This is a genomic window from Sphingobacterium siyangense (assembly GCF_023277505.1).
GTDB lineage: Bacteria > Bacteroidota > Bacteroidia > Sphingobacteriales > Sphingobacteriaceae > Sphingobacterium > Sphingobacterium siyangense.
Map to the genome: position 1 here is coordinate 90,281 of NZ_CP080574.1, position 14,093 is coordinate 104,373.

At 41.1% G+C, this 14,093-nt stretch carries 7 protein-coding genes and 1 tRNA gene; 3 read left to right on the forward strand and 5 right to left on the reverse strand.

The window, feature by feature from the left end:
• Window positions 1-143: 143 nt before the first annotated feature.
• Complete coding sequence (locus K2F45_RS00430) at window positions 144-2,660, reverse strand: family 20 glycosylhydrolase (protein ID WP_248932773.1); 2,517 nt, start codon at window positions 2,658-2,660, stop codon at window positions 144-146.
• 140 nt (window positions 2,661-2,800) lie between these two features.
• Here K2F45_RS00430 and K2F45_RS00435 point away from each other — a divergent pair.
• The 3 genes from K2F45_RS00435 to K2F45_RS00445 all read left to right on the forward strand — a co-directional run bounded on the left by K2F45_RS00435 (window position 2,801) and on the right by K2F45_RS00445 (window position 4,788).
• A tRNA-Glu gene (locus K2F45_RS00435) sits at window positions 2,801-2,872 on the forward strand.
• 211 nt (window positions 2,873-3,083) lie between these two features.
• The gene (locus tag K2F45_RS00440) at window positions 3,084-4,070 is read left to right on the forward strand and encodes a phosphotransferase (RefSeq protein WP_075990502.1); all 987 of its coding nucleotides are present in this window, start codon (window positions 3,084-3,086) and stop codon (window positions 4,068-4,070) included.
• A gap of 82 nt (window positions 4,071-4,152) precedes the next feature.
• The gene (locus K2F45_RS00445; RefSeq protein WP_075990503.1) at window positions 4,153-4,788 is read left to right on the forward strand and encodes a carbonic anhydrase; all 636 of its coding nucleotides are present in this window, start codon (window positions 4,153-4,155) and stop codon (window positions 4,786-4,788) included.
• 197 nt (window positions 4,789-4,985) lie between these two features.
• Here the strand turns inward: K2F45_RS00445 and K2F45_RS00450 are convergent, their stop codons facing one another.
• The 4 genes from K2F45_RS00450 to K2F45_RS00465 all read right to left on the reverse strand — a co-directional run bounded on the left by K2F45_RS00450 (window position 4,986) and on the right by K2F45_RS00465 (window position 13,992).
• Complete coding sequence (locus K2F45_RS00450) at window positions 4,986-7,367, reverse strand: outer membrane protein assembly factor BamB family protein (RefSeq protein WP_075990504.1); 2,382 nt, start codon at window positions 7,365-7,367, stop codon at window positions 4,986-4,988.
• Between the two features lie 63 nt (window positions 7,368-7,430).
• Window positions 7,431-9,236 carry a RagB/SusD family nutrient uptake outer membrane protein gene (locus K2F45_RS00455; RefSeq protein WP_075990505.1) on the reverse strand — a complete coding sequence of 602 codons (1,806 nt, stop codon included), beginning with the start codon at window positions 9,234-9,236 and terminating at the stop codon, window positions 7,431-7,433.
• Window positions 9,237-9,247: 11 nt separating this feature from the next.
• Complete coding sequence (locus tag K2F45_RS00460) at window positions 9,248-12,646, reverse strand: TonB-dependent receptor (protein ID WP_083663777.1); 3,399 nt, start codon at window positions 12,644-12,646, stop codon at window positions 9,248-9,250.
• Window positions 12,647-12,882: 236 nt separating this feature from the next.
• Window positions 12,883-13,992 carry a FecR domain-containing protein gene (locus K2F45_RS00465; RefSeq protein ID WP_075990507.1) on the reverse strand — a complete coding sequence of 370 codons (1,110 nt, stop codon included), beginning with the start codon at window positions 13,990-13,992 and terminating at the stop codon, window positions 12,883-12,885.
• Window positions 13,993-14,093: the final 101 nt, after the last annotated feature.

Consider the following 14,093-nt stretch of genomic DNA (forward strand, 5'->3'; position numbering starts at 1 on the left):
ACAGCCCTATTTTTATTCTATTTTGCCTTTATCAGCTTAAGTGCCAGTTCAAACAGCCGATTTTTGAAGTGACTGATGTTATTTTAGGCAGCTTTTTTTTATTGTCAATGCCAATAGCGTTTATCATTTTGCGGCCCAATGAATTAATAGCTGATTACATCACCTGATCGTCCTTTCGCATCAAATACTTTAAATAAGTATTTCTTTCCAGTCTGGAATGGTATCGGACTGTTCACTATTTTGGATTTCAAAGTTGGCGTAGTGCCGTTGTCGCTGTAATAGACTTTGAAACCAGGATAATCGGTATTGATAAGGAGTTGGCTACCCTCTTTCTTGATTCCAATTTTAGGAAGTCGATAGGTATAGCCTCCATTTATCTTATCCAGTTTTCTCAATTCATCCTCACCTAATTTTTTGATAAAGGAGGTATACGATTTACGATAAGTGGCCTCGTCAAAAGAATTTCCTTTTTCCCAAGTTTGTTCGGGTGCCCATGCGCGATCAGCAATCGCTATTAAACGTGGAAATATCATTTCCTCAAGACGCTGGTCAGTAGATACCTTTTCTGCCCATAAGGCGCCTTTGATACCGAGGAGGTTTTTCTTCCCTTCCGCTGTAAGCTGTTCTTTATTGGTGTATGCCTCAGGTCTAAGATCTTTTCCGGTGTCATCCTTGCGCAGATTGATGAAGAAATTTTCAGGAGAAAACGAATAAGTTCTATTCAGATTAACCGTACCGACCCAGCTGTGTCCTGGATCAGCAAAATCACGGTCCCAAGACATATCCAGGTAGTTGTTTGCAGCACTCGTATAAACAACTTTATATCCTGCATTTGCCAATCGATAGGCGAGGTCTTCCTGTCCTTGGCCAGGGAGATTGTTCCATACATTCAAATGGATGCCGGATTTTCCTAGATCGGCATTTACAACCATGCCTTTTCCTTTATTGCGCATACCCATTTCTTCCCATCCAGACATCGTTAACCCTTTTTCTTGAACAAGGGTATTAATTTTGGTAATATACAGTGGCCATACATCGAGTACATTGGCGATATTATTTTCCTTCATAAAGGCCAATACCTTTGGCGATTTTTCCCAAACACCACTTGGCGTCTCGTCGCCTCCCAAATCGATAATTTTCAACGGAACTCCAGCTTGATCATGCATCGCTTTGATTTCATCGATCACTTTGCTCAGGAAGTGATAGGTTGACGGTAGGGCAGGGTTCATGACATTGTCATTCCAGTTTTGTGCAGAATTATAAACAGATTTGTCCTCTGCATCGTCAAGCAGGAATTCCTCCGCCTTTTGTTTATCACCAAGTTTTGAGTAATGCGCAAAACGCGCGCGCATCGCTTTGATCGCTGCGCGGGCATGACCAGGAGTTTCTACCTCTGGTATGACGTCTATATGTCTTGCCTGAGCATATTTTAAAATTTCGATATAGTCAGCAACACTGTAGAATTGATGCGGCTTAGCGGTAGCGCCAGATCCATAAGCAGACTGTATTGCCTTTCCATCTTCAAAATTGGCCGAACGGTTGGCTCCGATAGTCGTTAATTCGGGTAGGGCTGGAATTTCCAATCGCCAACCTTCGTCGTCAATGAAGTGGAAATGGAACTTGTTCAACTTGTAAGAAGCCATGAGATCCAATATTCTTAAAACCTCGGCTTTGCTATGGAAATTACGGGCAGCATCCAGCATAAATCCACGGTACCCATAGCGCGGGCTATCTTCAATGTTGCAGAATGGTAATGTGATCGATTTTATGCCTTTGTTCCATTGACTGTGATTGATCAACGATTTTAACGATTGTATGGCATAAAATGCACCAGCTTTATCTGATGCTTCTATTCGTACACCTTTAGCACCAATCGTCAAGTGATAGGATTCGGGCTTTAAGTTGTTTGCTTTGACAATCTCAATGCCGCCTTGTGGACTGGATGAAGCTGCTAGCTTAACGCCTGAATAGCTGGTCAGGAAGTCTGTCAGAAAGCCTCCTTCGCTAGCAAATTCATGGTCAATAAAAAAATTTGTACCTGTCGATAGGTTGAATTTTTCGTTATTATTGATGCTGATATTGCTTGGTAAAGGGATGATATGCTGTGCTGCTATACCCTCTACCAGCTTATTTTGATCGTATTTAAAAGCAAAGTAAGCTGTTTTTTCAGCGTCCGACTGGGGAGCAATTTTAACCGCAGAATAATCCGAAATATTTGTTGCAAGCCCGGTCTTATTATTTTTTAGGTATAGACCAATTGGCCCATCCGTATAATTGACCAGTCCAGTCGTGATAAAATCGATGTGGACTGTATCTTGCGCATTTAATAAAAAGTTATTTTTCTTAAAGCTAACCTGAAAGAGATCTCCGTTTCGGTGGTCTATCGCAAAACGTTTGTCGACCTTATCGGGATCGATAGATCGGATAAAATTAAACCAGAGGCTCCAGTCGTTGAGTTGAACAGCACTTTTTCCCTTGTTTTTTAAAATTAGGGTGGATACCGGATTTTTACGGATATTCTGTCCGTCTTTGACCTTCCAGGTGAGTTGCAGTTGATCTGCGATAGCGCTCGATTTCTGGGCATAGGCTTCCTGACTTAATAAAGCCAAGCCTAGTCCGGCATAGAGTAGCGGTTTTTTGATTTTTTTAAAATTAGTCATGTTGGTTACTTTTTCAATGACTCTAAATATAGCTATTCTAGAGGGTTTTATGATCTATTTCAAAAAAAATGAATAAAAAAAAGATAAAAATTTTGACACATTTATAAATATTTCTATATTTGCACACCGAAACAGAAAACGGCCCGTTCGTCTAGGGGTTAGGACGCAAGATTTTCATTCTTGAAACAGGGGTTCGATTCCCCTACGGGCTACAGATCGAAAGATTAAAACTTAAAAAAGCTTGCAAATCATATTGCAAGCTTTTTTTTGCTATTAGTATCTACAAAACCAATATGAACTTCCGGGAACAAAGTGAGTCATAAACAAAAGTTGTAGGGGGATAAAAAATAATCTGCTATTGATCATAACCCTGAATGGAAAAACATCCTTCATCAACGAAACTATAAATTTAACGTAAAAAAAATGACAACATTTCCGGTTATAGCCTCTACTCTTTCTGCCAAACAATTAGGAGATTTTGTGAAAGATAGATATGGCCTAGACGACAAATACAATTGTACCCTATTCAGAACAGGAATGAATCACACGTATTTTCTTTCCAACACCGAAACGAAATACGTTTTGCGAGTTTATAGTCATAATTGGAGGTCAAGAACCGAAATTATTGAAGAGCTTGAACTTCTGAAATCATTGAAGAATGAAAATTTAAGTGTTTCTTTTCCAATTGAAGATAAAGATGGAGCATTCATTCAAGAAATAAATGCTCCTGAAGGAAACAGATACGTTGTACTTTTTTCCTTTGCTCAAGGTGAGAAAATTCGATTTATGGACAACGAAACTTGTTTTCGAATAGGTTCTCTAATGGCGAATATGCACAACCATACCGAAAACAAGAACATTAACCGAGTATCTTATCATAAGGAGTCTCTTATAGAACTGCCTTATGCGTATTTAAAACAATTCTTTTCGGACAAGTTGCCAGAAATGGAATTCATTAGGGAATTTGGAGGAAATTTTCAAAATTCAGATTTCGATAATACGAAAACCGGAATTATTCATATGGATATATGGTATGATAATATGGCCGTTACGGCTGAAAAGGAGATTACGATTTTTGACTTTGACTTTTGTGGAAATGGATGGCAAATTTTAGATGTTGGATATTTCTGCAAACAACTGTTTTTCATAGAATCAGATAAAGAGCAGTATGAATTAAAAATTCAAAGCTTCTTACGTGGATACCAGAGCAATAGATTTTTATCTGAAAAAGAGCTCAGCTTAATACCAAAAGCTGGCGCATCTATTTTTATTTTTTATCTGGGCGTACAGGCACAAAGATTTGATTGGTCCAACATATTTTTGACAGAAAACTATCTTAAAATGTTTGTCGGAAGAATTAAAGCTTGGATGGATTATTACACAAAGAACGAAGTCACTGGGGCTATATAAGAAATTACAGGTATTTTCTCCTATTGGTAATTAAAATGTAACGTATTAATTTTACCTTTAATATTCCAAATAATAAAATTTTATGAAGGCACATACGTACGAAACACAATCGACGATTACACCTGAAAAAGCATTAAATTTCCTGAAGGAGGGAAACCAGCGCTTTGTTAATAACCTGAAAGCTAACCGCGATCTACTTGAACAGGTGAACGCTACGCGTGAGGGACAATGGCCATTTGCCGTGGTGCTAAGCTGCATCGATAGCCGTACTTCAGCTGAACTTATATTTGATCAGGGATTGGGCGATATCTTCAGTATCCGGATTGCCGGAAATTTTGTCAATCAAGATATTTTAGGTTCGATGGAGTTTGGTTGCAATGTGGCAGGTTCTAAACTTGTTGTCGTTCTAGGGCATACCAAATGTGGAGCATTAAAAGGAGGATTGGATGCGGCACAGATTGAGGGTATGGGAATGGATAACCTAAATCATTTGATTAATCATTTCGACCCGATCATTAATGAGGTGATCGATAAGGGGGAAGAACGTTCTTCTAAAAATAGTGTGTTGCTTGAAAAACTAAATCAACAGAACATTAAACATGCGATCCGTGACATTCGCAGACAAAGTTCAACGCTTCGTAAACTTGAAGAAGAGGGTAAAATTAAGATTGTTGGCGCAAACTATGATGTTGAAACTGGTAGCGTAAGTTGGATGTAAGTTGTAGAAACAGACAAATAGGTTTTGTCGGTTAAAAAAGATGGACAACCGTATCTGACTTTAGGTAAGATTAGGTATCCCAAGATTCGCTGATCATAAGTCGAATGGGTGTGTACACTTTTTAAGAATAAAAGAAAAAGGGAGGTGCTAACTCATTTTAAAGTTAGCACCTCCCTTTTTTGTTCTATGTATAAATACTAGAGTTTAAAGCAGGAAACATTTCCTGCGAAATCAGCCACATAAATCAAATCGCCATCCACCGTGATGTCTGAAAATATCGGCGAACCCAGGTTGAATTTTGATAGGAGTTTACCCGCTTTATTAAGGACGTAGACATAGCCGTCTGAAGCACCAAAAACTAACTTGTCTTTGACTTCAATAACTGCAGATTCAACTGTACCGACCAGTTTATGGTTATCAGGACTACTGTATGCAGAAGAATAGACAAGCGCTTCTCCAGTGGAAAAATGCCACTTCTCTTCCAAAGTCTGCAGATCATAGGCTTTTATTCCGTTGGTGGAAGTTGGCATAACCAAAAGGTTTTCACTGATCTTTGGTGCAGTCATCACCTTGAAATCGTCGGTTTTAATGCTCTTCTGTGAGATTTCTCCCGTTTTTAGATCGATCTTAAAGATGCCATTGAGGCCGGTCGTATAGATGTAATCATTTTGAGCTGTTACCCCACCACTTCTAAACCGTAAACCATCTTCCTGACGTTTCCAGAGCAGTTTTCCAGTATGGATATCATAAGCACAGAGTGCATTCCAGTTGTATCCAGCTAAAAGAACTTGACCGACAACCGATAGCTCTGCTGGAGTAGCTTCTCCGCCTGACGGTTCTACACCTTCCCATAACGGTTTGCCTGTATGGATATCAATCGCCGACATTCGTTTTCCTAATCCAGTATAATAAATCCCGTTGGCAAGCGCAGCGCCAGAAACAAAGGTCGGGAGACTTGGAGCCGAAGGTTTCTTTGTCCACAGGATTTTCCCTGTATTTGCATCTATTGCATAGACATTGGTTTCAACATCGGTGGCCAACAATATACCATCACTGAAACGTAATCTATGCTTAATGGAATTTATCGTTGGCAGAGACCATAATACTTTTCCACTCCGTCTATCCAGGGCTTTGATTGCATGATTGGTTCCTATGCCATCATCCATTGTGGCTATAAAAAGTTTATCGCCAACTACCAGAGGGCTTGTTTTCCAGATATTTCCATTGACTGAAGTGGACCACTGTAGTTTGATCTTATCATTTTCTGCTGGCGCGAGGCTAAACGTTTCTTTCTTTAAGGTCTGTTCGCCATTCTCGTAGCGAATCGTGATAAGTGCATCGTGTTGTCCTTTGTGATTTTGTTTTTGGAAAGGAACATTTGCTTGCCATGTCCAATCTCCGGAAGCTTTCAGCGAAATCGAGCTTATGCGATTTCCGGTCTCATGTGCGGATATTGTGAGGTCTACGCCCTGTATTTGTCGCTCACTATCGTAGGCGTTGACCAGTATAGGCAGCGTTTGGTCAGCGTTTAACGACTGATTTTCCACGGGCCGTACCAACTGGACGTGATCACGTAAGTTTGTGTAGATCGGCTTGATATTCTTGATACCTTGTTTGTCAATATCGACGACAACAAACTGTGCGGCAGAATTATCAATACCACCTTTGTTAGGGGCATTGGAACAAACGACATAGACACCATTTTGTTTGAAGACGAAATTGTTGTGCCAGTGCCCATAGAACCAGGCCTTAAGGTTATATTGCTTTAAATCGATCTGTTCTTTTTCTCCTTTAAGTACAAAATCAGGCCCTACAAAGAAGTCATGGTTAATAAAGATCAATGGCTTGGATTTATCCATGGCAGCTAGATCTTTTTTGAGCCAAGCTATGATCTGATCAGCGGTGTAGCTGGGTTTATAGTCGCCATTTGGCATTGGTGTAACGACGAAGTGAGCCGGCCCGGCGTCGAATGAGTAATAAGTCGGTCCAAATAGATCTTCAAATAGCTTCTCGCCATATTCACCTTTGACAAGATCATGATTTCCGACAGTATAATAGGTGGGTCTGCCCATGAGTTCACTGTTGACCTGCTTGGCATGAAAAAGCATGCCCGGTTCATAGCAGATATCTCCGGTATGCATGATCAGACTTGCACGCTGTTGCTTGGCGTAGTTTCTGACATTGTCAATCCAAGGTCCGTATAGCGGTGTTTCTGTATCCGTGATTTGGATAAAGCGTAGAAAATCGTTTTGTTGAACCGCATCTTTGACTAAAGCGAAGTCTAGATTTTTGGCATCCGCACGCAATGGAATGTAATGTGTTTTGGTAGCCTTGTAACCACTGGGCACAGTGACAGACAAAAAGCGGGCATTGGGGTTATAGGGCAGCGTATACGTTCCGTCTCTATTTGTTTTTACCACATCATAGCCATCGGATACAGTGATTCCGCCTAGGAGATTTTCGTTCTTTTCGAACAGGTTATTCGCATTCTGATCTTCAAAAACCCGACCAATGCGTTGTTGTGCAAAAAGGGAGGGAATAGGAAGGAGACAGCAGGCAAGTAATTTGAGTAATTTCATGTTGTTTAAATAAAAAAGCTAGCTCCGGTTTCAGAGCTAGCAAAAAGTGATTAAGGTTATTAACTATTTATCCCATCCGAATACTTGTTTTAAATTGGGATTCAATGTTATTTGACCCAATGGGATTGGTTTGTAATAATATTTTGGAGAGACAAATGACCGCTTATTTTTTTGGTCAACAGTCATCATAATATACCCCGAAGTACCATTGCTGAGGTAGAATGCACCTCCATCGAGGTAATATTTTACCAGCTTGGTTTTTACAGCATCCGGTAACTGGTCAATTGGACCTGTTGCTTTCTCATTTTCAAGAATGGCAATATCCGGATTTCCATCACCTGTAACGTCCATAGCTCCTAATGCAGGCACGTAGATTCCATGTGGGGCAACGGCTAGTAGGTCTCCTGTTTTCCAGCGTAGCACATCGTTGAAACGGAAACCTTCACAGGCAAGCTCAACCCGGCGCTCACGACGGATCTCTAACAAGGCCCCTTTATTGGCCCCTTGAGCGTTCGGATAGCGTGCAGCAAGAACAGGATCTACCTGTGTATTGGCCGTTGCTAACAGTAAGGCTGGTACACCGACGCGTCCACGTAAAACATTCACGGTTGCATCCAGATCAGCTTGTGTAAGCGTACCCAATTCAGCTTTCGCTTCAGCATTGATAAGCAATACTTCGGCATAACGCATAATAGGAAGATCGGTGTAGTTTGCATTCCAACCGCCACGAAGAGCAGGATCTCTAGGGTAGAATTTAATCTGTAAATATCCACCAAAACTAGGTTTTATTAAATAAGCTGTGGGGTTATTCGGATCAGTCTTAAATCCGGCAGGCATAATGGTTTCAGCCAGGCGAGGGTCCCTGTTTTGAAATATTTGCGTAAAGGTTTTCGTTTTGTAATCCGGAGTCGATGTAAAAGATTTTCCGTCAGCTGTTAGAAATTCTTCCATCAATTCTCCGCTTAATGCCCACTGCCAGTCCAATACGGTGTGTGAATTGTTTGCAATACCCAGTGAACGGTCATTCTTTTGGATAAAAATCGCTTCTGTATTCGAGGATAAATTGTTGCTGCTGAACAATGTTCTAAAGTCGACCTCTTTGGCACCAGTATTATGAATTTTGTATTTTCCGGAACTGATAACTTCTTGGGATGCTGAAGCTGCTCTTTTTAAGAATTCATCTGCTGTAGCCTGTAAATTTAACTCCTCGTGGTATTTACGGAATGTTCCTTCGTGTAAGGCAATGCGCGCTAATAGTGTTAATGCAGCGCCTTGTGTGACACGCTCTTTGAAATTACCGGCTACTTTATCTTCTCTGATATGGGCTGCGGCAAATTCAAGATCCTCCATAATATGTTTAACGACCACTTCGCGCGAATCTTGGTCTTTGTACATGGCTTCGTCCTCAGCACCCAAAGCCGTATCATACCAAGGAACATTGTTATAATCGCGCACTAAATTAAAGTAGATGTAGGCACGAAAGAAGCGGGCAATTCCAACGTAATGGTCTATTTGTGCTTGATCGCCGGTTACAGTACCAAGGTGATCCATCATATAATTGATGCGGCGTAAATTTTTCCATTCATCCGACCATCCAGATGCGTTGCCTGGTGTTAGTGTGCCACGGAGCATATTGTTGGTTGAACTGCTCCCTGTGAACCCACCGATATTATCGGTGAAGATATCGTCATATGATGCGCCTATAAATCGATAAAAACCATTGGTATAAGTCTTGAGATCTTCTGGAGTTTTAAAGAAATTTTGATCTGTGACAGCCGTCTTGTTGCTGCGATCCAAAAAGTCTTTATTACAGCTTATTGTCAATAGTGATAAAGACAATGCTAGTGTAGTATAATGAAATATTTTCATGAATATGCGTATTAAAACTTAACATTTAATCCAAAGGCATAGGTGCGTTGGAAAGGATATACTTTTGTATCGCCTAACGCTTCTGGGTCTATGCTTACTTTGAGTCCTGAACGTTCAAATAGATTTTCGCCACTTACATAAAAGCGGACGGCCTGTAAGCCTATTCTTTTTGTGAAATTCTGCGAAAGGCTATAGCCGAAAGTGATGTTTTTTACCCTTAAATAGGCTGCATTCTGCAAATAACGTGTATTAGGTATGCCGAGTTCTTGCCCAGTATCTTCTGCACTGTAAGATTTTATCCGTGGGAAATACCCGTCTCTGTTATCTGGAGACCAATGGTCTAAGTTCTGTTTGGTCACATTCGTCCAGGGTTGTGCATAAATTCCCCAGAAATAGATTTGGCTTCCCGGTGGATACCAGTCTCTTTTTCCGACACCTTGAAGAAATACACGTAGATCAAAACCTTTCCATGAACCTGAAAGGTCTAAGCTATAGGGGTATTGAATTTCTGAATTGCCTAGAATCTTGAGGTCACCATGGTCAGCAAGGGTTTGTTTACCTTTAGTGATCTTACCGTCAGGTCCTCCATCGGGCCCGCCCGCAATATCCTTGAACTTGATATCACCAACATAGTATTTATATTGCTGATCATCCGTTCCTACATCGGTTTGATCCAATTTGGCTAGCTCATCTTCATTTTGGAAGAAACCATCTGCTTGAAGACCCCATATCTCACCGATGCGCTGTCCGGCGTAATGCTGTCTAATATCGCCCGTTGGGTTGTCAAATTTGGTAATTGTGGCTTTGCTGTTTGCTAGTGTAAATGTCGCGTTATAATGGAATGGCGATCCAGCTAGGTCGAATTTGTCTTTCCAGCTAATGCGTAGATCCCAACCATTCGTTTTCATGTCGGCCGCATTGAAGTTCGGTGCGTCAGCACCAAAGGCACCGGGAAGAGTTCTTCCTGGGATCAGCATACCCTCATTGGTCCGTTTGTAAATATCAAATGTCGTATTTAGGCGACTGTTGAGTAGATTAAAGTCAATACCCCCATTGATTGTTGAAATACGCTCCCATGTTAAGGATTTGGCGACCACTAATGGTGGATTCAAGGATATCGGACGATTACCTTCAATAAATCTAGGAATGCTGTTATCCACTGTCATAGACGGCAAATAGGGATAACTTAGTGGATTCATATACTTGTCATAGACGGTTTGGTTGCCCAATTGTCCATAAGAGCCCCTTAGTTTCAAAAAGTTGATCGCAGATTTGAGCGGGCTAAAGAATTGTTCTTCAGAAAGTACCCACCCCGCAGATACCGATGGGAAAAATCCCCAGCGGTCTCCTTGAGGAAAACGTGAGGAACCGTCCAGACGGCCATTGGATTCAATAAGGTAACGCCCTTTATAATCATAGTTCAGACGATAAAATACACCTTGCAGTGCATAATCGTCGATACTATGGGTAACTGTTGTCGCTCCACTACCTAAGCCGATGGATGGTATATCAGCCGAATAAAGACCATTTTTAAGCGCATAATTCTTTTCTGTATTTCTATATTCTTGGTTATAACCGACTAAGGCGCTGACATGGTGGTCATTAAACTGTTGTGTATATTGTGTATACACGTTGATTACATCATATCGGGTGTTTTCCTGCTGCTTATATGCGGAAGGTACAGTTCCACCAGCATACTGAGGCGTAGCATTCGGCCCTGTCTTGTACTGCACAGGACGATCATACCCATCTGTTACACCAAAGGAACGACGGAAAGTAACATCTGCGTTAGCTGTCCATATGTTTTTGATCAGATCTGCTTTGGCATTGAATGTTGTTTGGAACTCGTTGATATTTTCTTTTCTTCGTCCCCCTTCTTGTAATAGTCCCAAAAGGCCAGCGCCTGCTTGCGTCCAGCTGCCATCCGGATTTTTTGGAACATCCAAAGATGAGGTACGGTTCACATTCCAAAAGAAATCACCGCCCATGAAAACAGGAGCTTCGTATTGTCGGCTTGTTAATACCGTATTATTTCCGAAGTTCAACCAAGGAGTGACTTGCATATCCATTTTATTGCGAACATTGTAACGGTTAAGTTTGTCATTTCCATATTTTAGCGCACCGCCGAGCTTATAGTATTCTCCAGAGAATAAGTAACTTAATTTGTCTGTTCTTTTACCCAAACTCAAGTTGAGCGTGTTGGTAGGAGCCATTTTTTTATAGGCTTCCTTCATCCAATCGGTTTGGCCATAATAAGCCCATTTTTCTGGGTTTGTAGGGTCCAAGATCGTGTTAGGCAAACTCGGATCCTGCTGAAGCTTTTTAGCATATTCACGTACTGCATCTGGATACAAATCATATAATGGGTAAGCAGCATCGTGCTTATATTGCATCACGGTAAGCGGATCTGTGACAACATCAGGCAATTTACCGGTGGTACGCCATTGTGTGCTCATTCCTACATTCACCTGAAGCTTTTCGGATTTAGCAGATTTGGTTGTTACAAGAACTACACCGAATGCTCCACGAGCTCCATAGATTGCAGCTGAAGCCGCATCTTTTAAGACCGATACGTTTTCAAAATCATTTGGATTGAGTCTCGCTAATTCGTCACCAGTGACAGGAATATTGTCTACTAATATAAGAGGCTCACCACCATTGATTGATGTGATACCGCGGATATTGAATTTTGCACTTTGCGAAGGATTACCGCTCGCGTTGGTGATGTTCAAGTTGGGGATCAATCCCTGCAAGGCAGCACCTAAATTGGTGACCGGTCTATTCTCAATTTCTTTAGCGGAAATCTGGTCTACTGCGCCCGTTAAATTTATTTTCCGTTGTGTACCATAACCAACGACCACCACCTCATCTAATTGTGATGTGCTCGTTTGTAAAGTTACATTTAATGTGTGTTGATTTCCCACCTGTATACGCTCTGTTGTGTAGCCCATATACTGAAATGTCAGCACTGCTTTCTCAGGTATCCGAAGCGAGAAGTGTCCGTTGGCATCTGTTTTTGTAGATAATGCGGAATTTCCCTCTACAGACACCGTTACACCGGCAAGTGCTGCTTTTGAATCGCGAACTGTACCTGTAATTTCGAAATCTGTACGTTGTTTTTCGGAAATAACAATGGTGTTATTGAGAATCTGATAGCTTAGATTCTGTCCTTTAAGTGCTTTGGATAGCACTTGTGAAATGGAAGCATGATTTGCATCCACACTGATGGGCTGTAGATTATCCAGCAGTTTTTCATCATAAAAAAATCGTAAGTCTGTTTGCTTAGAAATTTCTTGTAAAACTTTCTCAACCTTTACTTTTTTTAAGGAGAGATTGACTGTTTGTGCATTTCCCGAGGCATATGCTCCCAAAGCAAGGGAAAGCAAAGAAAGAGTGCTTAACTTTATCATACATAAAGTTTTAAAGGCTGGAGGGATCCGGAATTCCCGTGTTTTCTCCTGCCTTTTCATTGGAGAAAAAAAATTCATAAATTAGAATGATTTTTGAGGTTTTAAATTTCTGTTGGTAATCAGTAAAATAAGCCTTGGATTTAACTGGGGATGCGTCAACATCCCCTTCTTTTGTTATTGCCAGGCGATAAGTCGATGTTTATGCCATAGATGTATTTTTAGGTAGATAATCAATTTCATTGCACGATTACGTTCCGACCGTTGATGTCGAATTTTCGCCCTGTCGCTAAAGCAAGGATTTCCAATACTTCCGAAAGCTTGCTGTTTCTGCTTATGGAGCCTTTGTAGGTAGAAGCGTTAGTGATGGCTTCGATATTTTTAAATTCAACATTATACCAACGTGCAATTTGCTGCGTGATATCGTTGAAATTGCTGCCGTCGAAATAAAATTCTTCACGCTGCCATGCTGTATTTTTCACTATATCACTTACTTTGACCTGAATATCATTCGCCAATGTTGTCGCTTGCTCACCGGGTTTAATAATAGTCTGCTTACCTTCTTTAAGAACTTTGACACTTCCCTCTACGAGTGACGTGGACACTTCATTTTGATACGCGTTGACGTTGAATGTGGTTCCAAGGACCTCGATCGTTGTGCCATTGGCGTGGATGCGGAAAGGTCGGCTAGCATCCTTAGCGACCTTAAAATAAGCTTCTCCCGTTAATGTAACTTGACGTTGATCTGCCTCAAAATGTGTTGGATAAGAAAGCTGAGTGAGCGAATTGAGCCATACTTTTGTACCATCTTCTAAAATGACCATATAAGTACCGGCCTTGGGTACATCAACACGGAAATTTTTCCCGGCTATAGCTGTCGTTGAACTATGCTGTTGGACAAATGGATCTGCGAGCTGTTGCTCTTTTCCTGTCGGTGTTATAAGTTTTGCATAATGTCCTCCCGGAAGGATGTCGTTGTGAAAAGTCTTGTTGTGGGAACGAACCTCCGCTGCCAATGTAAGCGGTATTTGTGCTGGCGAGGACAATTTTTGATAGAACCAGAAGCTAAACCCCGAAACGGCGATAAGGGTGGCAGCAACCATCGATTTAGATCGTACCCAGCTCATTCGTTTGAGTGGTGCGGGTTCATCAAATAGTTGAGCATCTAATCTTGCATTGATACGTGATGCCAGATCGGGTGGATTTTCGTTCACTGACAGCTCGTTCTCGGATTGGTCCAATGTATAAAACCAACGGAGTACCTGTTGTTCTTCCGCAGCTGTACATTGGCCTTCCAAGTATTTTTTAAGCAAGGCTTTGGCTTGATCTGATGATTCTTGTTCCTTCATACAAACCTATAATCCCCTTATGCGAAGAGAAGTACCGAAGAAAAATCAAAAAAAAGGTATAAATTGCTGTATTACAGTGTTTTTAAATGTGAGGTATTGGG